We start from the raw sequence: 21,114 nt of genomic DNA, 5'->3' as shown, positions 1-21,114 counted from the left end.
GCTTGGCCATGCGCTCGATGCACTCAGACCGCGGTCGGCGTCGTCCGGGCGGCTGCGAGTTGCAAGATCCCAGCGCCGTCGAGGTCTCCCGACCCTCCGACGCCCTGGCGGCGAAGGAAGCCACCGACGACACGCTGAGCGGGCTGCTCCAGTTCCTGTGTGAATCCCTGCTCCTGTACGCCCTCGGCGGCGCCTCCCACGTCATCGGCGGCCCCGCCGGCTTCTACCCCAGCCCGCCTGCCACCACCACCGCGGCACTGTCCGCGTCGTGAGTACCCGTGCCCCCTGCCCACATCTTCCGGTCAGGGGGCACACCGGTGTGGAGGCGGGCGTGGGGCGGGGCGGTAGGCAGCTCCCGCGGGTGCTGCTCGCGCCGGAGGGCCGGAGGGGTCAGCAGCCCCATTCCTGGTTCATGTCGAGGTCGCCCTCCTTGGCCTGGGTGAAGGAGAACCAGTTGCCCGAGTCGTCGCGGAAGATCGCCTCCGTGCCGTAGGGCCTGTCCTGGGGTTCCTGGAGGAACTGCACGCCCCGTGCCTTGAGGGCCTGGTAGTCACCGTGGATGTCGTCGGTGGACAGGACGCCGGCGCCGAGGATGCCCTTGGAAACGAGGGTCTTCATGGCTTCGGCGGACTCGGGGTCCATGGCCGGCGGGCCGGGGACCATGAGCGTCAGCACCACGTCGGGCTGGTCCTTCGCGCCCACGGTCAGCCAGCGCATGCCGCCCTCGCCCATGGTCATGTCCGTGCGGACTTCCAGGCCGAGCTTCTCGGTGTAGAACTCCTTGGCCCGGTCCTGGTCGAGAACCCAGACGGTGGAGATGGCGAGACCCTTGATCATGTCGTACTCCTGCGTAGTCGAGCGGTTGCTCCGCCACCGTAGGCAGGAGCGGGGTCAGGGCGCTTCTTCTGGATTGCGGACTTCGCCCGCCCCGCTGCCGGGGAACCCGCCGGCCCACAGCATGGCGTAGCAGCCGGGGATCAGGGCGGCTCCACGCCCGACGTGCCGCGTGCGGTATTCGCTGGGCGAGAGGCCGGTCTGCTGCTTGAACCGGGACGAGAAGGTGCCGAGGCTGGAGAAGCCGACCAGCCGGCAGATCTCGGTGATCGACAGATTGGCGGTGCGGAGCATTTCCTCGGCCCGGTCGATGCGGCGCCGGGAGAGGTACTGGCCAGGGGTCTGTCCATACGCCTCCTTGAACGCGCGCACGAAGTGATAGCGCGAGTACCCCGCGTGAGCTGCGAGAGTGGCGAGGTCGAGAGGGGTGGCCCAGTCGCGGTCCATCGTGTCCTTCGCCGCCCTCAGCTGCCTCAGCCGTCCCAGATCTCTCGCCATGCCTTCCATGCTGGCATCCGCAGGGCTCCAGGGGCGTGTCGCACCTGCGGGAGTGGCTGGCTCTGGGGCTGATCGACCTGGTGCGCGGGGGCGAGGACCCAAGATCCGCGACGGAGTCCAGCTCAGTGGTGGCCGGGGTCGTCTGGAGGTGCTGGGGTGGCGAGGAGCCCGGCGTTCTTGAGCAGGTCGCCGATTTCGGTGGTCTCCAGCTTGCCGATCAGCCGGTCTCGCAGGGCTGTGGGTCCCGGCAGGTGCATTTCGTCTCCGTCGCGCAGCCGGGAGGTCGCGGTGAGCAGGGCGCGGATGTCGTAGGTGGAGGCGAACACTTCCGGTACGCCGCGGTCGATGCCGAGCAGCTGGTAGGCGGCTTCCATGGCGGTGCGTACCGAGTACTCGGTGGTGAAGATGCAGTCGCGAGTGGTTTCGGCGAACTGTCCGATGAACGCGAAGTTCACCGACCCGGCCGGCACGACGTCCGGGCGGTCCCCTGCCTGCCGGGGCATGAAGAACGAGGTGACGTACGGCATCATGACCGGCACGCAGCTGGCGGCATTCGTGGCCAGCTCGGGGATGTCATCGGTGGGGACCCCGAGGTGGTAGAGCCATTCCTGGGTGATCTCCTCGCCGGTGCACTCCTGCATGGGTTTGTTGACGTAGTCGCCGGGGGTGTCCACGAACAGTGAATACACCCAGACCACGATCTGGTCCTTCGGCTGCTGTTTGAAGTGGGGTTGCCGGTTGACCGTCCAGCTCATCAGCCAGCTGGAGTCCTTCACAGTGACGATCCCGCCGGTGACCACTCTCCCGCTGAACGGATCGCGTTTGCAGACCCTCTGGATGTAGGCCGGGATCCTCCGGTCCAGGGTTGTCACGGTGGCCGACTCCCACTTGGTCTGCGGGATGTGGGCCCCGAACACATCCGGACGCCCGAAGGCCGGATCCTTGGCCGCGATCCGCCGCCACAGATCCCACGCGGGTGCCGGCCCTGTGTTCAGGCGGGCGGGGCTGTGGTGGTCGCCGTTGTCGGAGTTCTCGGTCAGAGAGCCGATCGTGGTGAACACCAGATCGTTCTCACTCAGGTCGACACCTCCTGCCACGCCTTCGCGGATCCAGTGCATCCGGACGGCCTGCTTGCGGTCCGCGGCGAGCGCGAAGTCGATGTCGGTGACTTCGGTGTCGTACTGGAAGATCACGCCCTGGTCGCGAAGCCACCCTTGCAGCGGCAGGACGAGTGACTCGTACTGGTTGTATTTGGTGAACTTCAGCGTCGACAGGTCGGGCAGCCCGCCGATGTGGTGGATGAAGCGGTGCAGGTACAGCTTCATCTCCAGCGCGGAGTGCCATTCCTCGAACGCGAACATGGTGCGCCAGTACAGCCAGAAGTTACTGGCCAGGAACTCTCTGCCGAACACCTCGTTGATGCGCTTGTTCTCCATCTGCTGCCGAGTGGCCAGGAACACCTTGATGATGTCTTTCTGTGCCCGGTCGGACAGCGTGAACAGCCCGTCGGTGTGCGCGTCCTGCCCCTGCCTTTCGGTGACCCGCTGCAATGACGAGTTCGGGTCGTCTTTGTTCAGCCAGTAGAACTCGTCCAGCACGCTGGCGCCCTCGACCTCGACCGAAGGGATCGACCGGAACAGGTCCCACAGGCACTCGAAGTGATTCTCCATCTCCCGGCCGCCTCGGATCACGAACCCCTTTTCCGGTTCCTTGATCCCGTCCAGGGCGCCGCCGGGCAGCTTCAGCCGCTCCAGAACGGTGATCCGGCTGCCCGGCATCTGCCCGTCGCGGATCAGGAATGCCGCCCCGGACAGGGAGGCGAGCCCCATCCCGACGAACCAAGCCGTCTTGTCGTCGACCCCGGCCGGCTTGCGGGGCCGTGCGAACGCTTCGTAATTGCCACTGCTGTAGTACATGTTCCACGGTCCCCAAAGGCCAGGTCATGACAGTCTTCCCTACCCAACTCCGACCATCCGGCCACCGCACCCGCTAATACGCTGAACGGGTTTGACTGGGCTTTCGGACCGACTGTCAACGGGCATTCAGCGGTGTCCCCAGTGGCGCCCGGACAGGATGCCGAAGTAGGACTGCCCATTCGTGACGAGAACGGCCGGTGGTCCCGTGCGCCGTCCTCCTCGGAAGGCGTACGGGACCACCATCACGACCGCGCTGCGTGCGGCCGGCGCGCCGTGCGCCAAGCCCGCGCACCACACGGGTCCTGGGGCGCGGGCCGGCCGTGGAGCCCGGGCTACTTCTGATTGATCGGGAGAGCCAGGTCGGTGACCTGGTACCCGCTGGGGATGGAGCCCTTGTCGGTGGCCTTGCCGGTCAACACGTCCACGGCGTAGAGGCGGTAGGCGCCACTGTTGTTGCCGATGGCGGCGAAGCCGTGGTTGGTGCCGGCGGCCGGGTTGTAGTAGATGTCGAATCCGGCGTCGAGGGCGGCGTTGACGCCGAGGTTGCCGGTGGGGGCGAGGGTGCCGGCGTTCGCCGGGGACTGCAGGGAGATCCGGTCGGCCATCGTGTCGAGGTCGAACAGCGAGGTCGCGGTGGCAGCGTCCAGGTCGTTGTTGGTGTAGGCGGCGCCGGTGACACCCATCGCAGCCGAGGGCGGGGTGGTGGCGTTGGTGAGCGGGCCGTCCACGGTGGTGGTGAGCGGGGCGGCAGCGTCGTCAATGTTGTGGCGCAGGTTCTGCCCGGTGTTGGAGATGACCCGCAGCCGGTTGGCCGCCGGGTTGAAGTCCACTCCGAACGCGGTCCCGGCCAGCGCGACGGTCAGCTGCGACACCTTGACCGCCTTGGCGTTGGTGGTGTTCAGGGTGTAGATGCCACCCCGGTCGCCGACGCCGTACAGCCTCTCGTTCTGGACACGGAAGTCAATGCCGATGAGCTTGGTGTCTCCGGACAGGCCGGAGACCTTGCCCAGCGACCCGGCCTTGGAGGGCTTGGTGACGTCGAACGCGACCAGACGCTGGTCGTTGGTGAGCCCGATGACGCTCAGGGCCTTGTGGTCGTCGGCGGGCAGGGTCTGTGGCGGGGTGCCGGACGCGGCCAGAGCGGGCGCCGCACACAGAGCGGCGAGCACGGTAGTAGCGGATATTGCAATCACAGAGCGGTTTCGCATGATTGCTCCCGGTATTGAGTCCTCGACCAGGATGGCCGATTGCTTGTAGGGGATTCGTCACCGTCGCCGCGGTGGACAGGCCTCAGCGTGAAAGCCACCCGCCCGACCCAAGCAGCGCCGCAATTGCCACTCCAGGCGGGTGCCTTTCGGCGGGTCGGGACGCCTGTCTTGCGGCGCCCGGCAACGGTGGGCTGTGCGGCACGTGACGGGGCAGCGAGATGTGAACACGGTGGTGCTCGAGGTCGCCCCTAGTGCCGCGCGGGGGCTTGATCAACGGGTTCGCAGGTGTTCCCGCCCGGTGGGGCCGTTCCCCTTGGCCTGCCGGGAGCCCACGGACGTCAAGGTTCGAAGCCAGGGGCGGCGCCGTCGCCGATCTCGTCGCCGGCCACCTGCGCCGACATTCCGTGCACGGCGCGCCGCACATGGCATAGGGCCCGGCCGACGTGGCTACGGGCACCGGCCGGATCCCGCAGACGGGGTTCCATCCGCCGCCGGCTACCCGGGGGCGGGGTGTCACAGGGAGCGTGCGGCGCCGCCGTCGATGCGGATCGATTCCCCGTTGATGTAGGCGGCGTCGTCGGAGAGGAGGAAGCGGGCGAGTTTCCCGATTTCCTGGGTGGTGGCGTAGCGGCCGGCAGGGATCTTGGCGAGGAATTCGGGGGTTTCTGGCCAGCTGTTGACGTAGCCGGGCATGAGGTTGTTCATGCGGATGCCCTGGGCGGCGTACTGGTCGGCGTAGAGCTTGGTGAAGCTGGTCAGGGCGGAGCGCAGGCTTGAGTTGACGGGGATCTGCCCCATGGGTTCGAAGGCGGTGTAGGACGAGAGGTTCACGAAGGCGCCCGTGCCTTGTGCCTGCATGTGCGGGGTGACGAGGCGGGCCATGCGGATGACGGAGAGCAGGAGCATGTCGAGTCCGTCGTGCCAGTCCTGGTCGCTCACCTCGAGGAGGAGGTCGTTCCTGGCGTGTCCCGCTCCGTTGACCACTGCGTCGATCCTCGTGTGGTGCCGCAGGGTGTTCTCGACCAGGCGTGTCAGGTCGGCGGGGTCGGTGAGGGAGCCGACGGTGGCGGTGGCGCCCAGTTCACGGGCGAGGTCCTCAACGGTGGGGTCGATGTCGAACAGGGACAGGCGGTAGCCGGCCTGTGCGAGTTCGCGGGTGATGCCCAGGCCGATTCCTGAGCCCGCGGCGGTGACGATGGCGACCGGCCCCGTATTGGGTTCGTCGGCGGGGATGGGCGTGGGGACGGTGCTCATGAAGGGTGCTCCTAGGAACGACAACCGTATGACTGTACGACGATAAGCGTACAGTGGAATGGCTGCCGCCCGAGCCCGTCAGTACGTGATATGGCGTACAGTCGAATCCATGGCGACGTATCACCCTGACCGCGACCAGCTCCTGGTCGAGGACGTCCTGGCCGCGCTCGGGCACCCGGTCCGGCTCGGAATCGTCCGCGATCTCGCCGCTTCCACGGGCGAGCGCACCTGCGGAAGCTTCCCGGTGGAGGTCACCAAAGCCACCGCGACGTTCCACTGGCGCGTGCTGCGCGAGTCCGGCATCACCCGCGAGCGCAAAGCAGGCCGCTATAAGGCAGTCGAACTGCGGCGCGAAGACCTGAACACGCGATTCCCCGGCCTCTTGGACGCGGTCCTGAACGCGGCCCGCCCCGCCGCCGGATCGCCCGAACACGAAAGGCCGGAAGCCGCAGCTCAGGCCCTCTGACATCCAGGGACCCGTCATGGCGAATCCGGATGCGGGGGCTCCAGCACAACACCTTCCCCACGCATACCCTTCGGGGCCCGGCACCAGGTCCCCCGCTCGCTCCGTTGCGTCCCCCGCTGTTTCCCGGGTCGACCGAACGCTTCCTGCTTTAAGCGGGGACCGGAAGGGAGAACGGTTTTGGTGCCTGACACGGGCACCGCCGTGCGCGGTGCGCAGGTCGTGGCCTCTCGCGGAGCGCCGCACCGGTGGCTTCGGCGGCGGAGCACGTTCGAACGTACGGGGAGCGGCCCTGGGCATCCGGCCGCTTCGGGGGCCGCGCTCCGACACAGGCGAGCGCGTCCGGCCGGGCGCTGCCCGTAGATTCCCGCTTCCTTGTGCGGGCGAAGTCGGGGCCGCCCGCGAGCCGAACCGTTCCCACCACCGTCGCAGCGGTCATGAAGCCAATCGACGAGCAGCACATCGCGGAGCCCGGCCTGGTGGTGCTGGACATCACCGGCAGGGACGAGGACACCGTCCATGCAGTCATGACCCGACATCCTGCGCCCGGGACGCGAGCGCCCGTAGCCGACCACCGTCGCCGGTGGGAGGCGCCGGGCCGGGGGTGTGGTCGACGTTGCCTGGGTGTCGTGGGCGGAGGTGATCCGTCGCCGCGTCGAGCGCTGGCAGCGGTACGTCCTACGCGCCCGAGGACATGTCTGAACAGGTCATTAGGATCAGCGCCATGGCTGCTGATCACCACCACGCATGCGCATGCTGCACAGAACACGGGTACGGTCCGCCGCTGTCCTATGGGGCTCCCGCTCCGGCGGCCTGGAAGCCTCGGTATTCCCGGCGGCGGGACAGCGAGCTGACCGCCGACCAATGCGTGATCAAAGGCCGGCATTTCTTCGTCCACGGCTTGATCGAGATACCGGTGCGCGACACTGGAGACACGTTCTCCTGGGGGGTCTGGGTCTCCTTGAGCGAAGCGAACTTCGCCCGGATGCACGACCTGTGGGACGACCCGGCCCGCGAGCAGGAGGCTCCGCACTTCGGCTGGCTCTCCACCGAGCTGCCCGCCTATCCGCAGTCCACACTCCACCTCAAGACCCATGTCCACACCCGCACCGTCGGGCAGCGCCCACTGATCGAAGTGGAACCCACTGACCACCCCCTCGCGATCGAGCAGGGTGAGGGCATCACTGCCAGCCGCGTGAGGGACCTTGCGGACTTGCTCCTCCGAGGCTGACAGCTTCATGGGGCCGGACAGCACCCGCCTCCTCGGCCGAGCCCCTTAGGAGCACGCGTGCGGGAACTGGTCAGGGTCGGGCATGGCTCTCAGTCGATCGGGCTGGGGCAGGGTCGCGAAGGTGCGCCCGGCTACCCGGAAGGACGGGAACCCGTGGTGGTCTTGTTCGACCGAGTCGGGCAGAGCCAGCGCCAACCGTCGCGCGGCACTGTCGGTGACCATGATCAGCCGAGCGGGCTGTGGAAGTACCAGAGGTGGCCTTCGAGGTCGCGGGTACCGTACTCGCGCACGCCGTAGGGCTGGTCCACCGGCGCATTGAGGATGGCTGCCCCGTGCTCCACGGCGTAGGCGTAGTGGGCATCGGCATCGTCCACGCCGATGACGACCATGCTGCTCACGCCGCCGAGTTCCCGCGGTGAGCGGTACCCGTCGCCGCTGGGGTGCAGCCAGATCGCCTGGTCCCCTGCGAACAGCTCCCCGTGCACGGCTCGCCCGTCAGGGCCGACCTCCAGTGGCCCTGCGGTCAGCCCGAAGGTGCTGGTCAGGTACGCGTGCGCGTCGGTCAGGTTGTCGTAGACCAGCAGCGTCGTGGTGCTGCGGATGGGGGTGTCGAGCATCGTCATCTCCTCCATGATCGAGAACAGGTGTTCCGGTGAGGCGGCTCCGGTGCGAGCGATCTCGCCGTTGATGGCTCGCAGATGCGTACTCAGCCGTGCGGCGGCGGCCAGGTCTCGGTCGGTCTCCGCGGCATGGCGGGCGACCATGGATGCGAGGTCCCAGTCCGGGTCGTCAAGAAGCGAGCGGATCTCAGCCAAGGAGAACCGCAGGCGGCGCAGCGCGAGGATGCGGTAGAGCCTGACCACGTTGGCGTGGTCGTAGAGGCGGTGCCCGCCGGCGGTCTGTGTTGAAGGGCGCAGGAGGCCGGTCTGGTCGTAGTGCCGCAGGGTTCGGACGGTCACTCCGGTCAGATCGGCCAGCTGACCGACCCGCCAAGCGGCTCCACTGTCGGGTCGTGTGCGTTCCACAGGATCGACTGTAGAAGGTGACGTCGGGGCGCATTCAAGCCCGACATGGCCCGAGGTGGATTCGGCGAGGAGCCTGCCGCAAAACGCTTGAGACCCGGGGCCAGGACCAGCAGGGTGACGCCCTGACGGCCGACCGCGCATCGTCTGTCCGGCTTGAGGGAGGCCAGTCAGATGGTCTCCGAGGTCCCGTCGGCTGTCTGCAGGATCCGACCAGCGGCCCACCTACCTAGCGTGGCCGGATGGCCGGTCCCCGACCTGGATGGGGGGGTACTCGGTGTGTGGTCGCGGCTTCGACGAGGCCGCGCAGGGCGGGGTTGGCGATGTCCTCCCGCGTGCGCACCTTCACATGGCGCATGTTGGCGCCGGTGCCTTCGAGGAGCCCGTCGGGGTCGGGGAGGCCGGTGCCGTAGTAGAAGCCGAAGACGACGTGCTTGGTGAACGGGGCCAGCCAGCAGAATTGCTCGCTCATCTTCTTCGGACCGGTGCCGTAGCCAGCGGAGCGCTGGCTGGTCCAGACGACCTCGACGGTTGGGGGCAGAACGTCAAAGATGAGAGCGCGGCAGGCCTCGGCCAGGTTCCGGATACCTTCGGGTGACTCCTGGATCATCTCTCGGAAGACGCTGTCGTCGGTGGTCACAATGCCCTTGCCAGCCATAAAATCGCTCTGCCTTCCGGTGTGCGGTCAGATGTCGCCGAGTACAGCATCCAGGCCGCGCATGGCGTGGATTGCCAACCACCGCCCGTGAGTACGCGCGCCGCCGGATGGAGCCGGTCACCTGCGTCCTGCGGGCAGTCACCGCCCACGGCACCTAGCATCACATTCGTGAAGGTTTCACACATCCATGTCACCGTGCGCGACCTGGAAGCGGCAGTCAGCTGGTTCCGCAGTGTTCTGGAGGTCACGCCCGGTTTCAGGGACGAGCGGATGGCGGAGTTGCAGCTCGGAAGGCTGGGCCTCGTCCTCGATGAGGGGCCCGCGGACAGCCAGGCCACCATCGCTCTCGCGAGCAGCGACTGCGATGCTGACTACGCGCACCTCCTGCGTCGGGGCGCCGACACACTGGAACCACCCGATGACCGGCCTTGGGGCACCAGGGCGGCCTACCTCAAAGGGCCGGGGGCGATCACGATCGAGATCGACCAGCCGCTGAGTGGACGGATCCCGGACTGACTCCGCTGCCGCCACCCCCTTGTCCCGACCGAGTCCAGTGGCCGCAGTTTCCCGGGGATCCCGTATGGCCTAGAACTTGATCCCAGGGCGCGCAGCCCGCGTCGACCAGGCCGCCACCAGCCCGCTCAGGCCCGCGCCGATCACCACCGCTCCCCGTACAGCGTCGGCTCGGCAAGCACCGCCCACACCGCCTGCGGAGGCCGATGAACCAGCTGGTTTCGGACGGCCATGGGAGAAGCTTCTTCTGCCGGAAGGGGAGGCTGTTTCAGAACATCCCAGCCGCGCCCAGACCGGGCTACCCGCCGCCGCGCTTGTCATCGTCCCACCGTTCGCCCAAGTGGTCGGGTCGGCTCAGGCGGACTCAGTTGCCCCTCACGGGTCGGTCCACGGCCTTCGGGCCCGGCAGCACGTGCAGAGCCTGAAGCTGCGGTGGCGAGCCAGCCCTCCCGCTGGTTGCCTGGATGAACCCGCACCCCCGCGCAAGGAGTGATCATGAGCGCCGACAGCCAGCCGAGCAAGCAAGCCCAGCAGATGCGCGACAAGGCTCAAGAGCTGGAGCAGGCGGCACAGCACGCCACCGATCCGGTACAGCGGCAACGGCTGAAGGACAGGGCCCTGCGCATCCGGGAGAAGGCCGAGCAGGAGTACGGCAAGGGCAGTGGAACCATGGACCCCATGTAGACCAGGCCCGAGCGACCTACTCCTTTCGGGATCGAGGTGCGAGCCGCGTCAGCCGGCGGCGGTGGCGCGGACCAGATCGCTCACCACGTCGCCCAGACTCCCCCGACGCAGATACGCGGCGCGCTGACGGGCCGCCCCGCCTCCAGAGCTCCGCACCCTGTAGAACAGCTCCTCCGCGAGCTCGAGGTCTCCCGAGGCTGCCAGCCCGGGCGCGGCCCGGACCAGGAGCCGCTCCGTCAGCGCCAGGGCCGGTTCGTACTCCCCTCGCCCGGGGTCGAGGCCTTCGCCCGCCAGCCCGTGCCGGGCAGCGAGCCCGTGGGCAGCGTGCAGGCGCCCGGCCGGTATGTCGGGCGGCGGCCGCCCGTCCCCGATGTCGAGCAGCAGTGTCGTGGCCAGGCCTCGCACCAGTGCGGTGAGCAGGAGCACCACGTCGAGGTCTGCGTTCACGTCGCAGACCCGGATCTCCAGCGTCGGCACGTGCTCGGAGGGGCGCGCGTACCAGTAGATCATCCGGCGGTCCAGCAGGGCGTCGGTGTTCACCAGGTGGTCTGCCAGGCGCTCGTAGCCGACTTCGTCCAGCACGGGCGCCGGCCCCACGCCGGGCCAGCGCGCGTGCTCCACGGACCTGCGGCTCGCCCACCCGCTGTCGCGCCCGAGGGAGAAGGGCGAGTTGGCGGCGAGGGCCTGAAGTGTCGGCAACCAGGGGCGCATGTGGTTGGCGAGCGCCAGGGCTTGACCGTGTCCGGTCACCCCGACGTGGATATGGCAACCGCACACCATTCCATCGTACGAACCGATCAAGGAGGGCCACCGGGCGGCCATCCGCCCATAGCGCTCTCCCGGGGTCACGGGCAGCGGACTCCCCGGTGGGCTCACGGGGGTGCCAGTGGCCACCAAGAGGCATCCCTCGTCGGCCGCCGCCTCACCCATCACCTTGCGCAGCAGGGACAGTTCGGACCTCAGCTCCGCGAGGTCGGCCGTGGGCCGGGTGCACGTCTCGACTTGCGCTCCGAAGAACTCCGGCTGCACCTGTTCGCCCAGGACCGCGCTCGCGGTTCTCACCACGCGGGGGCCACGGGCCACAGGCAGTCCCGTTCGCCGGTCCACGAGCAGGAACTCCTCCTCCACCCCCACCGTCAGCGGCAGTGTCGTTCGTGCGCGATCTACGCCGCAGACCGGGGCAATCACCATGGCGGACATGAAGGAGCCCTTCGTCGCACGGGCCGGAGAAAGCCGGAGCCGGCTCTTCCGAAGCACCTCGCGCCTACCCCGCTACTCGGCCGCCAGTCGCTGCGAGAACCGCCTCCTCAGCACCCCTCGCCCCGGCAACCGTTTGACCTGCGCAGCCCCCCGCCGCTGTTCTACGGTGCCGTTGACGGCTCCGGGCCAGCGCGACCTGAAGGCAGCTGGGCCAAGCAGCACACGGCAGGCGTGACCGAGAGTGCCACGGTCACCGCAGCAGCCGGATACATCCCACAGGCGGTGGAGCGCGCCCTGCGCCTCGACCAGCGCATCTCGGTGGCCCGGCAGCTGCAGGAAGCCATATTCACCGATTTCCCTCGCACCGACCGCGTCGAAATCACGGCCCAGCTCGCTGACCGCCCTGGATACCAGTCGTCTCTGCGCCCGCCGACTGCGTAGTCGGCCGCTCCCAGAGGCCAGAGCACGGCCATGGTGACGAGCAGACTGATCCCAATGCGTGGGTGGGCGTGCCGGGCTTCCCTTCGTGCTGTCGGGGCCCGACAGCACGAAAGGACGGGAGTAGCGCGGTCACATCGGCGTGAGGACCGTGTCGATGATGTTGACGGTGGCGTTGGCGGTCTGCACCTCGCCGCAGACGATCTTCGCAGTGCCGTTGACGGTAAAGGTCTCCCCGGATCCAGCCGTGGTCAGAGAACCTCCCTCGAGCGTCTTGAACGAGCCCTTTGCGAGCTCGTTCGGTGTGATCTCCTCGCCCACTACGTGGTACGTGAGGATCTTGGTCAGCTCGGCCTTGTCCGCCAGGATCCTGTCCAGATCCGCCTTGGGGATCTTCGCGAACGCCGCGTTGGTCGGGGCGAAGACGGTGATGCCCTTGGCGTTGTTCAGAGTGTCGACCAGGCCGGCCTTCTTGACGGCCGTGACCAGCGTGGAGAGCTCAGGGTTGTTGGACGCCGCGGTGGCCACGGGGTCCTTCGCCATCCCCTCGAAGCTGCCGGAGCCTTCCTTGGGTACCGACGCGCAGGCGGGGCCGAACGGATCGCCCTGCTGGGAGCCGGCGAACGCCGGGGCTGCCGCCGCGAGGACGACAGGGAGACAGAACGCCGCTGCCGCGATTGCGGCGGAGCGGGTGATGCGATGCGTAGCCATGTGCATCTCCTTGCGGAGGCGGGGCCCGTCGCGGTCCGCCCCTCCCGGGCCCGTTCGCCCCCCTCACCCATTCATTCGTCGCCGTACGGCAGACGGATGCATGGAGGAACACACAAAAAGTTCCGTATGGGAGAGATGCGCCCCGATTGCCTCGAAAGACTGCGTCTCCGCAGCTAACCCATCCTTTGTTGGATTGGCACCGAATAGAGGGCATACCGTCCGGATGCGGCGCGAGTCGGCAGCCGACCCGTAGCGACGGAGTCCGTTGCACCGCGTCGGAACCGGGCGCCGGAGCCTCCTGGGGAGCCAGCCGTGACGAGACCTTCCGCCCAAACTTTTCAGCGGCAGACCGCGCCTGTCGACGATGCGCCCGGCGCTCCGGATGTCACCGTCGAGGCCGCCTTCGCCCGCGTGCTCGCGGAGATCACACAGATCGACCACGTGTCGGTCACGAGCAACTTCTTCGACGAACTCGGCGCCGATTCCATGGTCATGGCCCGGTTCTGTGCGCGAGTCAGGAAGACCGGAGGGCTGCCATCCGTGTCGATGAAGGATGTCTACCGGAATCCGACGATCGGGAGCCTGGCCGCGGCACTTGCCGTTCCCGCAGCCGCTCAGCCACCCGCGCCGGAGCCGCCCGACCCGCCGACGGGAACTCCGCACTACCTGCTCTGCGGCTCACTGCAACTGCTGACCTTCATCGGCTACGCCTACCTCATCGCCCTCTCCGGAGTACTGGGCTACGAGTGGATCGCTGCCGGGTCGGGGCCCGCCGAGACGTACCTGCGCGCCGTGCTCTTCGGCGCAGCCGCCTACGTGTGGCTGTGCGTTCTGCCGATCCTTGCGAAGTGGCTGCTCGTCGGCCGGTGGAAGCCGGGCCGGATCCGGATCTGGAGCCTGGAGTACTTCCGCTTCTGGATCGTGAAGACACTCGTCCGGTCCGCCCCGCCAGTTCTGTTCGTCGGTTCGCCCCTGTACCTGGTCTACCTGAGGGCGCTGGGAGCGCACATCGGCCGCAGTGTCACCGTCTTCTCGCGGAACGTCCCTGTCTGTACCGACCTGCTCGTCATCGATGACAACACGGTGATCAGGAAGGACTCGTTCTTCCCCTGCTACCGCGCCCGGGACGGCCTGATCGAGACGGGTCGGATCTCCATAGGCAAGGACGCGGTCGTCGGCGAGGCCGCCGTCCTCGACATCGGGACCACGATCGGTGCGCACGCCCGCCTGAGTCATGCCTCCGCGCTGTACCGGGGCCAGGCAGTGCCGGTGGGTGAGCACTGGCACGGCTCTCCGGCCCTGCGTGCCGATGCGCCGTACCCCGTGGTCCATCCGGTCCGCTGCGGCCTTCCGCGCCGGGCGGCGCACGGGATCCTGCAGGTGCTTGCGGTACTGCTCGTCTATCTGCCCCTGTCGTTCGGTGGGGTGGGCCTGCTACTGGCTGAAGCGCCGCAGTTGGCCGCCGTTCTGGAACCGGGGCCAACGGCACTGGCCTCATGGACGTTCTACACCGAGGCCCTGGCGGCCTCACTGGCCCTCTTCTGCGGCGCGATCTTTCTCGGCTTGCTGGTCATCACGACGGTCCCGCGCGTTCTGGCCCGCGCCGTCCCGCCGGACAGGGTCCACCCGCTCTACGGCTTCCGGTACGGGATGCAGCGGACCATCACCCTGATGACCAACCGGCGTTTCCTGACCAGGCTGTTCGGTGACAGCTCCGGCATCGTCCACTACTTGCGCTGCCTCGGATACGGGCTCTCGCGCGTCGAGCAGACGGGCTCGAACTTCGGCACCGAGGTCAAGCAGGACTCCCCGTACCTGAGTTCCGTAGGGAGCGGGACGATGATCGCGGACGGGCTGTCCATCAACAATGCCGAATTCTCCAGCACGTCCTTCCGGGTGTCTCGCGTGATGATCGGTGCTCGCAGCTTCCTGGGCAACCGGATCGCGTATCCCGCGCGCGGCAGGGTGGGCGACAACTGCCTTCTCGCCACCAAGGTTTTGGTGCCCGTCGAGGGAGAGACCAGGCAGGGGGTGGGGCTGCTGGGCTCGCCAAGCTTCGAAATCCCCCGGTCTGTACAGCGGGACAGCAGTTTCGACCCCTCGGGGACCGGCGAGGAACGACGCCGTCGGCTGCCCGCCAAGAACCGCCACAACGCGGCCACCATGGCCTGGTACCTGCTCACACGGTGGCTCTGCTTCTTCCTCGTCTCCTTGCTGCTCGCCGTCGCCGTCGAGCTCTACGACGTTCTCGGCGCGGCGGTGGTTGCCCTGGCCAACGTGCTGGTATTGGTGTTCACCACGTTGTACTTCGTCCTGGTCGAGCGCACCGTCGTGCGCTGCAACCCGCCCGGCCGGCTGTTCTGCTCGATCTACGACGTCCGCTTCTGGCAGCGCGAACGCTTCTGGAAGGTTCCGTCCGAGACGTACCTGCGGCTCTTGAACGGCACGCCGTTCAAGAGCGTGGTGTGGCGGCTGCTGGGCGTCCGAATCGGCAGCAGGGTCTTCGACGACGGCTGCTCGCTCACCGAGCGGACGATGGTCACGATCGGAGACGGCTGCACGCTGAATGCCGGCAGCGTGATCCAGTGCCACTCGCAGGAGGACGGGGCCTTCAAGTCGGACCGGACTGTCATCGGATCCGGCTGCACGCTCGGCGTCGGAGCTTTCGTGCACTACGGGGTCGCCCTCGGCGACGGGGCGGAGGTGGCGCCCGACTCCTTCCTCATGAAGGGCGAGAGCGTTCCCCCGCACGCGTACTGGGGCGGAAACCCGGCCCGGCAGATCCGCCCTGGCGACGAGACCCGGCGGGCACCCAGCAGAGAAGGTGAATCCGATGCGCACCCCTGACAGGTCCGCAGCCGCAGCCGCAGCGGCGGACGAACCGGAAACGACCGAAGCGCAAAGTGCAGACACTTCGCTCACCGGCGAAGCGTTCACGGGCGTACCGCGGTGGAGCAGTACGCGGGAACCTGGATCGGCCGAGCACGAAGCGCAAGTCCCCGCCGAGCTGATGGCGGCGCTGCGCCGACTGGCACTGGACCTTGGGGTGCCGATCCCATCTGTGCTCCTGTGCGCGCACGTCAAGGTGCTCAGCGCCCTGTCCGGGGAGCCCGAAGTCGGGTTCGGCTGCGTTGCCGGGCCGGACGGCCCGACCGTGCTGTGCCGGCTGACGGTCGAGACGGGTTCGTGGCGGACGCTGCTGCTCGCCGCCGACAAGGCCGTGTCGGCGTTGGCAGCCCACCACGGCTCCCCAGCAGCGGTCCCCCGGCCCGAACGGGGTCTCCCTGCCCCCACCGCCGATGACGTCTTCGACCCGTACGGCTCGGACTGGCCCGCCGACGACACTGCGGCGCTCCGGGTGGCGGCAGCGGACCGAGGAGCGCGGTACGTCCTGCGGCTGAGGTATCGCACCGACGTGCTCGACGGGGACTGCGCCGTCAGGATCGCCGGCTATCACCTCACCGCACTGGCCCTGATGGCCGCCGACCTGGATGCCGCGCCACGACCGCAAAGCGTTGTCGGCCCGCAGGAGCTGCACCACCAGGTCGTCGGACTCGCCGGTCCGCAGCGGGACCTGCCGGACCTCCGCGTCCACGAACTGTTCGAGCTGCGCGCCCGCTCCCACCCGGACGCGGTGGCAGCCGTGCAAGGGCAGCGGCACTGGACGTACCGCGAACTCAACGCCCGCGCCAACCGGCTCGCCGGCGCCCTTCTGACCCAGGGCCTGCGCCGGGAGGAACCCGTCGCCGTGGTGAGCGAGCGCAATTTGGGCTGGATGGCCGCTGTCCTCGCGGTCCTCAAGGCCGGCGGAGCCTATTTGCCGGTCGAGCCCCACTTCCCGGCCGACCGCATCACCAGCATGCTCACCCGCTCCGCATGCCGCTTCGCTCTCACCGAAGCCGGCAGCAGCGCCGCCCTCGACCGCTCCCTGGGTGCGCTGGCCGAGATCAGGACGGTGTCCATCGACACGATGTACGAAGGCGCCGACGAGGCGGCCAACCCCCAGGTCCCCGTCCCTGCGAACTCGCTCGCCTACATCTACTTCACCTCCGGCTCCACCGGTGAGCCCAAGGGCGTGATGTGCGAGCACGCGGGCATGCTCAACCATCTCTACGCCAAGATCGACGACCTGGGGATCGGCGAAGGGATGACCGTCGCCCAGAGCGCTCCACAGTGCTTCGACATCTCCCTGTGGCAGCTCCTCGCGGGCCCGCTCGTCGGCGGCCGGACCCTGGTCGTAGGGCAGGACACCGTGCTGGACGTCGAGCGTTACCTCGACACGCTCATCACCGGCCGCGTGAACGTGTTCCAGGTCGTTCCCTCATACCTCGACACCCTGCTGTCGTCGTTGGAACGCAACCCGCGGGAGCTGCCGGACCTGCTCTGCGTCTGTGTGACGGGCGAGGCGCTGAGGAAGGAACTCGTCGCGCGATGCTTCGCGGCCCTTCCCGGGATCCGGCTGGTCAACGCGTACGGGCTCACCGAGACCTCCGACGACACCCACCACGAGGTCATGGACCGGGTCCCCGACACCGACCGCATCCCGTTGGGGCGCCCCGTCGGCAATGTGCGCGCCTACGTATTGGGGCCCGCTCTGGAGCCGATCCCGCTCGGCGCACCCGGCGAGATCGTCTTCTCCGGCGTCTGCGTCGGCCGCGGCTACGTCAACGACCCCGAACGCACCCGGCTCGCCTTCGCCACCGATCCCCGCCACCCCGGCAGCCGCCTCTACCGCAGCGGCGACCACGGCCGGTGGCTTCAGGACGGCAAGCTGGAGTTCCTCGGCCGGCACGACCGCCAGGTCAAGGTCAGCGGCTTCCGGATCGAGCTCGCGGAGATCGACAGCGCCCTGCTGCGCGTGCCCGGGGTCACCGGCGCAGCCGTGATCGTCGCACGGCCGGAAGGCCACGAACCGTACGTGGCGGCCTTCTACACGGCTTCGGCCCCCGTGGACAGCGACCGACTGCACGATCTGCTGAGCGCGGCGCTACCTGTGTACATGGTTCCGTCGGTCTTCTACCGGCTGGACCGGCTGCCGGTAACGGCGAACGGCAAGACGGACACGAAGTCGCTGCACTCGCTCACGGTGGAACTCGGCCGGGCGGGCACCGGACAGGACCCTCCCGCCACCCCGTCCGAGCAACAGCTCGCCGCGGTCTGGTCCCGGGCCCTGGGAACTCCGGTGAACCAGATCGGGCGACAGGACCGGTTCTTCGACCTCGGCGGTACTTCTCTCTCCGCCCTACGGGTCGTGGTCGCCCTCGACCGGAAGATCTCCTTCGCCGACCTCACCCGCCACCCACGCCTGTCGGACCTGGCCCAACTACTGGACCGCCGCCCACCACGTCGCGGCACACGGTGAAAATCCCGGACACCGGACACCCGGAAACCCGGACACCTGACCGAGAGGAAAGACGATGTCCATCTCCATCCCCGCCCTGAGCCCCCGAACACCGCAACAGCAACAGCAACAAGGGGCCCTCCCGCCAGTCCTGCACATCGACACGCCCGCCGAGACGATGGACTGGCTCGCCCGGAAGCGAGGCTCACTGCTCTCTGCCATCGCAGAGCACGGCGCCGTACTGGTCCGCGGCATGGACCTCCACCACCCGGCACAGGTCGGGAATATCCTTCACTGCCTGGGCCTCGCACCCATGACGGAGAGGGAGGCCTTCACGCCTCGCCAGGGCTACGCGAACGGCGTCTACTCCTCGGCGAAGTGGCCTCCGAACCAGCCCATGTGCATGCACCATGAGCTCAGCTACGCAGACACCTTCCCCTCCGTCCTCCTGTTCGCCTGCCTCAGCCCGCCCACCGTCGGCGGCGCGACCGCCCTCGCGGACTCGGCGGCCGTCCTCGACGCACTGCCTTCCGCCGTGTCCGAGCGCTTCGCACGCGAGGGCTGGCTGCTCGCCCGCAGCTACGGCAACGACATCGGCGCGTCCCTTGCGGAGTCCTTCGGCACCGACGACCGGGAAGAGATCGAGGACTATTGCCGGGCCCACGCAATCACTCTCGCCTGGCAGCCGGACGGCACTCTCGTGACCAGGCAGCGACGCCCAGCCGTACTGCGCCACCCGGTCACAGGACGTATCTGCTGGTTCAACCAGATCGCCTTCCTCAACGAGTGGACGATCGACCCAGAGGTCCGCGCGTACCTCCTCGCCGAATACGGTCCCAACGGGCTGCCCTTCAACACCTTCCACGGCAACGGCGACTCCATACCCCCCGAGACCGTGGGGCTCATCAACTCCGTCTACGAGGCCCACACGGTACGCCGCCCCTGGGAGGCCGGGGACCTTCTGATCGTGGACAACCTGCGCACCGCGCACAGTCGGGAAGCCTTTCAAGGGCCCCGTGAGGTGGTCGTCGCCATGGGCGCCCCGCTGCACTCGCACGACTGCGCACCGACCATCGAGGTGTCCTCCCCATGACCACCACCGACCACATCGCACTCGACCATGTCGCACTCCACCCTTCAGGGGCCCGGCTCCGCGTACCGTCGTTTGCAGTCATCTCCGGAGCCCAGGTGCAACAGACCGTCCTGGGACGCCAGAAGAACATCGTGCAGGTGGTCCAGGATGCCTACCGCCTCCACGGTGCCGGCCTGACCGTCAACCCGCCTTCGTCGTTCCTGCGCTTCCCCGACCGCCGGTCCTCCCGCATCATCGGGCTGCCCGCCTCTCTGGGCGGCACCGCGCCGGTGGACGGCATGAAGTGGATCTCCAGCTTCCCGGAGAACGTGGCGTTCGGGATACCCCGAGCCTCCGCCGTCCTGATCCTCAACGATCCGGCCACCGGCTACCCCTTCGCCTGCCTGGAAAGTTCCATCATCAGCGCCGCGAGAACCGCCGCGTCGGCGGCGCTGGCGGCCGACCGGCTCAGCCGCGGCCGCTCCCGCCCGGCCCGTATCGGATTCTTCGGGGCAGGACTGATCGCCCGCTACGTCCACACCTACCTGGCAAGCACGGGATGGAACTTCGAGGAACTCGGTGTGCATGACCTGGCGCCCAGCAGCGCCTCCGGATTCCGTACGTATCTGGAGCAGACGGCAGCCACCGGCCGGATCACCGTCCACGATTCGGCTGAGGAGCTCGTACGCACCAGTGACCTCCTGGTGTTCGCCACCATCGCCAGCCGGCCACATGTGACGGACCCCTCGTGGTTCGCACACCATCCCCTCGTCCTGCACCTGTCTCTGCGCGACCTTGCCCCGCAGGTCCTGCTGGCCTCGACCAACATCGTCGACGACATCGACCACTGCCTCCGGGCCGAAACCTCGCCGCACCTCACCGAACGCCTCACCGGCAGCCGCGCCTTCCTGGCCGGGACCCTGGACGACGTGCTGGCCGGCCGGGTCGCGCCACCGCCGGACCGGACCACGGTGTTCTCTCCGTTCGGCCTCGGAGTCCTCGACCTCGCCGTCGGCAAGTACGTCTACGACGAGGTGGCCCGCCGCGGGGAGCTGCGGATCATCGAGGACTTCTTCCACGAACTGAACCGGTACGGGTGAGTCCCCTCCCCCTCACCGCCTGCGCGGAACCCCGAGCGCCCCTCCCCCACAGAGGGCCGATCCGCGGAGTCCGTCCTGACCCGAGGAGACCATCGTGCGCCTCATATCCGTTCCCCACGCCTTCAACGAAGACGACCTGTTCATCGACCTGCGACCGGTGATCGGCTGCCCGCTGTTCCTCAAGTGCGAGGGATTCAACTTCGCCGGATCGGTCAAGCTGAAGGCCGCGACCGAAATGGTCGAGTCCGCCGAACGGGACGGCACCCTCCGCTCGGACTCCATCCTGCTCGAGTCCTCTTCCGGAAACCTCGGCGTCGCCCTGAGCGTGATCGCGGCCAGCAAGGGATACCGGTTCATCTGTGTGACGGACTCTCGCTGCAACCTGGCGACCAGGCTCATGATGGAGGCCCTCGGCAGCACCGTCCACGTCATCACCCACTACGAAACCGGCAGCAGCTTCCTGGCCGCACGGCTCGACTACGTCCGGCGTCTGTGCGACTCGGACGACAGGTGTGTCTGGCTCAGCCAATATACGAATCCGGCCAACTGGAAGGCCCACTACCGCAGCACGGCACCGGCCATCGCCCGCGGATTCCCCGAACTCGACGTCCTCTTCGTAGGAGCCGGAACCACCGGGACCCTCATGGGATGCGCCCGGTACTTCAGCGAGTGGCACCGCCCGGTAAAGATCATCGCGGTCGACAGCACCGGTTCGGTGTCTTTCGGCGGCGCCCCGGGACGGCGGATGATTCCCGGACTGGGCATGAGCGTGCCTCCACCACTTCTCGACACGCGCCTGGTCGACGAAGCAGTGGTCGTCGACGAATCCGACTCCATCCAAACCTGCCGGGCCCTCGCCCGCCGGGGCTTCCTCTTCGGCGGCTCCACCGGCACGATCGTCAGCGGGGCAACCCGCTGGCTGGCCCAGCATCCCGGCACCCGGGAAACCGCTGTAGCCATAGCCCCTGACC

General features: G+C 68.1%; 20 protein-coding genes and 1 pseudogene. 12 read left to right on the top strand and 9 right to left on the bottom strand.

The genetic code is table 11. From position 1 onward, the window contains the following. The first annotated feature begins 59 nt into the window (after positions 1 to 59). Positions 60 to 272 (top strand): hypothetical protein, encoded by a 213-nt coding sequence (locus tag ACFWP3_RS36275; protein ID WP_384229846.1) that lies wholly within the window; start codon positions 60 to 62, stop codon positions 270 to 272. A gap of 118 nt (positions 273 to 390) precedes the next feature. Here ACFWP3_RS36275 and ACFWP3_RS36270 read toward each other — a convergent pair whose 3' ends face one another. The 5 genes from ACFWP3_RS36270 to ACFWP3_RS36250 all read right to left on the bottom strand — a co-directional run bounded on the left by ACFWP3_RS36270 (position 391) and on the right by ACFWP3_RS36250 (position 5,710). Continuing rightward, entirely contained in the window at positions 391 to 837 is a 447-nt protein-coding gene (locus tag ACFWP3_RS36270; protein ID WP_384229844.1) for a VOC family protein, read from the bottom strand. A gap of 54 nt (positions 838 to 891) precedes the next feature. Next, entirely contained in the window at positions 892 to 1,332 is a 441-nt protein-coding gene (locus ACFWP3_RS36265; RefSeq protein ID WP_384229841.1) for a helix-turn-helix transcriptional regulator, read from the bottom strand. Between the two features lie 122 nt (positions 1,333 to 1,454). Beyond that, positions 1,455 to 3,248 carry an oleate hydratase gene (locus ACFWP3_RS36260; RefSeq protein ID WP_384229838.1) on the bottom strand — a complete coding sequence of 598 codons (1,794 nt, stop codon included), beginning with the start codon at positions 3,246 to 3,248 and terminating at the stop codon, positions 1,455 to 1,457. Positions 3,249 to 3,580: 332 nt separating this feature from the next. Then, positions 3,581 to 4,456 (bottom strand): DUF4394 domain-containing protein, encoded by an 876-nt coding sequence (locus tag ACFWP3_RS36255; RefSeq protein WP_384229836.1) that lies wholly within the window; start codon positions 4,454 to 4,456, stop codon positions 3,581 to 3,583. Between the two features lie 513 nt (positions 4,457 to 4,969). After that, a complete protein-coding gene (locus ACFWP3_RS36250) occupies positions 4,970 to 5,710 on the bottom strand; it encodes an SDR family oxidoreductase (RefSeq protein ID WP_384229833.1) in 741 nt (246 codons plus the stop codon). A 109-nt stretch (positions 5,711 to 5,819) separates the two neighbouring features. On the opposite strand from ACFWP3_RS36250, the gene ACFWP3_RS36245 reads away from it, so the two are divergent. The 3 genes and pseudogenes from ACFWP3_RS36245 (at position 5,820) to ACFWP3_RS36235 (ending at position 7,404) form a co-directional block, all read left to right on the top strand. Then, positions 5,820 to 6,176, top strand: coding sequence for an ArsR/SmtB family transcription factor (locus ACFWP3_RS36245; protein ID WP_384229831.1), 357 nt, complete (start codon positions 5,820 to 5,822; stop codon positions 6,174 to 6,176). Between the two features lie 434 nt (positions 6,177 to 6,610). Next, positions 6,611 to 6,763 (top strand): annotated as a pseudogene (locus tag ACFWP3_RS36240) (DUF6207 family protein); the annotation flags it as partial. Between the two features lie 134 nt (positions 6,764 to 6,897). After that, positions 6,898 to 7,404, top strand: coding sequence for a DUF2199 domain-containing protein (locus tag ACFWP3_RS36235; protein ID WP_384229828.1), 507 nt, complete (start codon positions 6,898 to 6,900; stop codon positions 7,402 to 7,404). A gap of 224 nt (positions 7,405 to 7,628) precedes the next feature. Here the strand turns inward: ACFWP3_RS36235 and ACFWP3_RS36230 are convergent, their stop codons facing one another. Together ACFWP3_RS36230 and ACFWP3_RS36225 are read right to left on the bottom strand one after the other, a co-directional pair. Further along, complete coding sequence (locus ACFWP3_RS36230) at positions 7,629 to 8,429, bottom strand: MerR family transcriptional regulator (protein ID WP_384229826.1); 801 nt, start codon at positions 8,427 to 8,429, stop codon at positions 7,629 to 7,631. Between the two features lie 226 nt (positions 8,430 to 8,655). Further along, entirely contained in the window at positions 8,656 to 9,084 is a 429-nt protein-coding gene (locus ACFWP3_RS36225; RefSeq protein ID WP_384229824.1) for a DUF1801 domain-containing protein, read from the bottom strand. A gap of 168 nt (positions 9,085 to 9,252) precedes the next feature. Between ACFWP3_RS36225 and ACFWP3_RS36220 the strand changes: the two genes are divergently transcribed. Continuing rightward, positions 9,253 to 9,600, top strand: coding sequence for a VOC family protein (locus tag ACFWP3_RS36220; RefSeq protein WP_384229821.1), 348 nt, complete (start codon positions 9,253 to 9,255; stop codon positions 9,598 to 9,600). 492 nt (positions 9,601 to 10,092) lie between these two features. After that, positions 10,093 to 10,281 carry a DUF6381 family protein gene (locus ACFWP3_RS36215; RefSeq protein WP_384229819.1) on the top strand — a complete coding sequence of 63 codons (189 nt, stop codon included), beginning with the start codon at positions 10,093 to 10,095 and terminating at the stop codon, positions 10,279 to 10,281. A 48-nt stretch (positions 10,282 to 10,329) separates the two neighbouring features. On the opposite strand, the gene ACFWP3_RS36210 is transcribed toward ACFWP3_RS36215, so the two are convergent. Next, on the bottom strand, positions 10,330 to 11,472 hold the full coding sequence (locus ACFWP3_RS36210) for a glutamate--cysteine ligase (RefSeq protein ID WP_384229861.1): 1,143 nt from the start codon (positions 11,470 to 11,472) through the stop codon (positions 10,330 to 10,332). Positions 11,473 to 11,712: 240 nt separating this feature from the next. On the opposite strand from ACFWP3_RS36210, the gene ACFWP3_RS36205 reads away from it, so the two are divergent. Continuing rightward, complete coding sequence (locus ACFWP3_RS36205) at positions 11,713 to 11,922, top strand: hypothetical protein (protein WP_384229817.1); 210 nt, start codon at positions 11,713 to 11,715, stop codon at positions 11,920 to 11,922. A gap of 129 nt (positions 11,923 to 12,051) precedes the next feature. On the opposite strand, the gene ACFWP3_RS36200 is transcribed toward ACFWP3_RS36205, so the two are convergent. Continuing rightward, the gene (locus ACFWP3_RS36200) at positions 12,052 to 12,630 is read right to left on the bottom strand and encodes a fasciclin domain-containing protein (RefSeq protein WP_384229814.1); all 579 of its coding nucleotides are present in this window, start codon (positions 12,628 to 12,630) and stop codon (positions 12,052 to 12,054) included. Between the two features lie 312 nt (positions 12,631 to 12,942). Between ACFWP3_RS36200 and ACFWP3_RS36195 the strand changes: the two genes are divergently transcribed. From ACFWP3_RS36195 to ACFWP3_RS36175, 5 genes are all read left to right on the top strand, one after another. Further along, complete coding sequence (locus ACFWP3_RS36195; protein WP_384229812.1) at positions 12,943 to 15,477, top strand: Pls/PosA family non-ribosomal peptide synthetase; 2,535 nt, start codon at positions 12,943 to 12,945, stop codon at positions 15,475 to 15,477. 199 nt (positions 15,478 to 15,676) lie between these two features. Continuing rightward, a complete protein-coding gene (locus tag ACFWP3_RS36190) occupies positions 15,677 to 17,992 on the top strand; it encodes an amino acid adenylation domain-containing protein (protein WP_384229811.1) in 2,316 nt (771 codons plus the stop codon). Between the two features lie 55 nt (positions 17,993 to 18,047). Further along, the gene (locus ACFWP3_RS36185; RefSeq protein WP_384229809.1) at positions 18,048 to 19,064 is read left to right on the top strand and encodes a TauD/TfdA family dioxygenase; all 1,017 of its coding nucleotides are present in this window, start codon (positions 18,048 to 18,050) and stop codon (positions 19,062 to 19,064) included. Continuing rightward, positions 19,061 to 20,143 carry a 2,3-diaminopropionate biosynthesis protein SbnB gene (gene sbnB / locus ACFWP3_RS36180; protein ID WP_384229807.1) on the top strand — a complete coding sequence of 361 codons (1,083 nt, stop codon included), beginning with the start codon at positions 19,061 to 19,063 and terminating at the stop codon, positions 20,141 to 20,143. The genes ACFWP3_RS36185 and sbnB overlap by 4 nt, the downstream gene beginning before the upstream one ends. A gap of 94 nt (positions 20,144 to 20,237) precedes the next feature. Further along, a partial coding sequence (locus ACFWP3_RS36175; RefSeq protein ID WP_384229805.1) for a pyridoxal-phosphate dependent enzyme occupies positions 20,238 to 21,114 on the top strand: 877 nt, incomplete at its 3' end.

Source organism: Streptomyces sp. NPDC058525, assembly GCF_042719495.1.
GTDB lineage: Bacteria > Actinomycetota > Actinomycetes > Streptomycetales > Streptomycetaceae > Streptomyces.
The sequence above is the reverse complement of the archived record's forward strand: the minus strand, read 5'-3'. Positions and strand labels throughout refer to the sequence as shown.

What these genes read in the sequence shown, in the direction of transcription:
- ACFWP3_RS36270 (WP_384229844.1), bottom strand. Translation starts at nt 837, where the DNA reads ATGATCAAGGGTCTCGCCATCTCCACCGTCTGGGTTCTCGACCAGGAC.
- ACFWP3_RS36265 (WP_384229841.1), bottom strand. Translation starts at nt 1,332, where the DNA reads ATGGCGAGAGATCTGGGACGGCTGAGGCAGCTGAGGGCGGCGAAGGAC.
- ACFWP3_RS36260 (WP_384229838.1), bottom strand. Translation starts at nt 3,248, where the DNA reads ATGTACTACAGCAGTGGCAATTACGAAGCGTTCGCACGGCCCCGCAAG.
- ACFWP3_RS36255 (WP_384229836.1), bottom strand. Translation starts at nt 4,456, where the DNA reads ATGCGAAACCGCTCTGTGATTGCAATATCCGCTACTACCGTGCTCGCC.
- ACFWP3_RS36250 (WP_384229833.1), bottom strand. Translation starts at nt 5,710, where the DNA reads ATGAGCACCGTCCCCACGCCCATCCCCGCCGACGAACCCAATACGGGG.
- ACFWP3_RS36245 (WP_384229831.1), top strand. Translation starts at nt 5,820, where the DNA reads ATGGCGACGTATCACCCTGACCGCGACCAGCTCCTGGTCGAGGACGTC.
- ACFWP3_RS36235 (WP_384229828.1), top strand. Translation starts at nt 6,898, where the DNA reads ATGGCTGCTGATCACCACCACGCATGCGCATGCTGCACAGAACACGGG.
- ACFWP3_RS36225 (WP_384229824.1), bottom strand. Translation starts at nt 9,084, where the DNA reads ATGGCTGGCAAGGGCATTGTGACCACCGACGACAGCGTCTTCCGAGAG.
- ACFWP3_RS36215 (WP_384229819.1), top strand. Translation starts at nt 10,093, where the DNA reads ATGAGCGCCGACAGCCAGCCGAGCAAGCAAGCCCAGCAGATGCGCGAC.
- ACFWP3_RS36210 (WP_384229861.1), bottom strand. Translation starts at nt 11,472, where the DNA reads ATGGTGATTGCCCCGGTCTGCGGCGTAGATCGCGCACGAACGACACTG.
- ACFWP3_RS36200 (WP_384229814.1), bottom strand. Translation starts at nt 12,630, where the DNA reads ATGGCTACGCATCGCATCACCCGCTCCGCCGCAATCGCGGCAGCGGCG.
- ACFWP3_RS36185 (WP_384229809.1), top strand. Translation starts at nt 18,048, where the DNA reads ATGTCCATCTCCATCCCCGCCCTGAGCCCCCGAACACCGCAACAGCAA.
- sbnB (WP_384229807.1), top strand. Translation starts at nt 19,061, where the DNA reads ATGACCACCACCGACCACATCGCACTCGACCATGTCGCACTCCACCCT.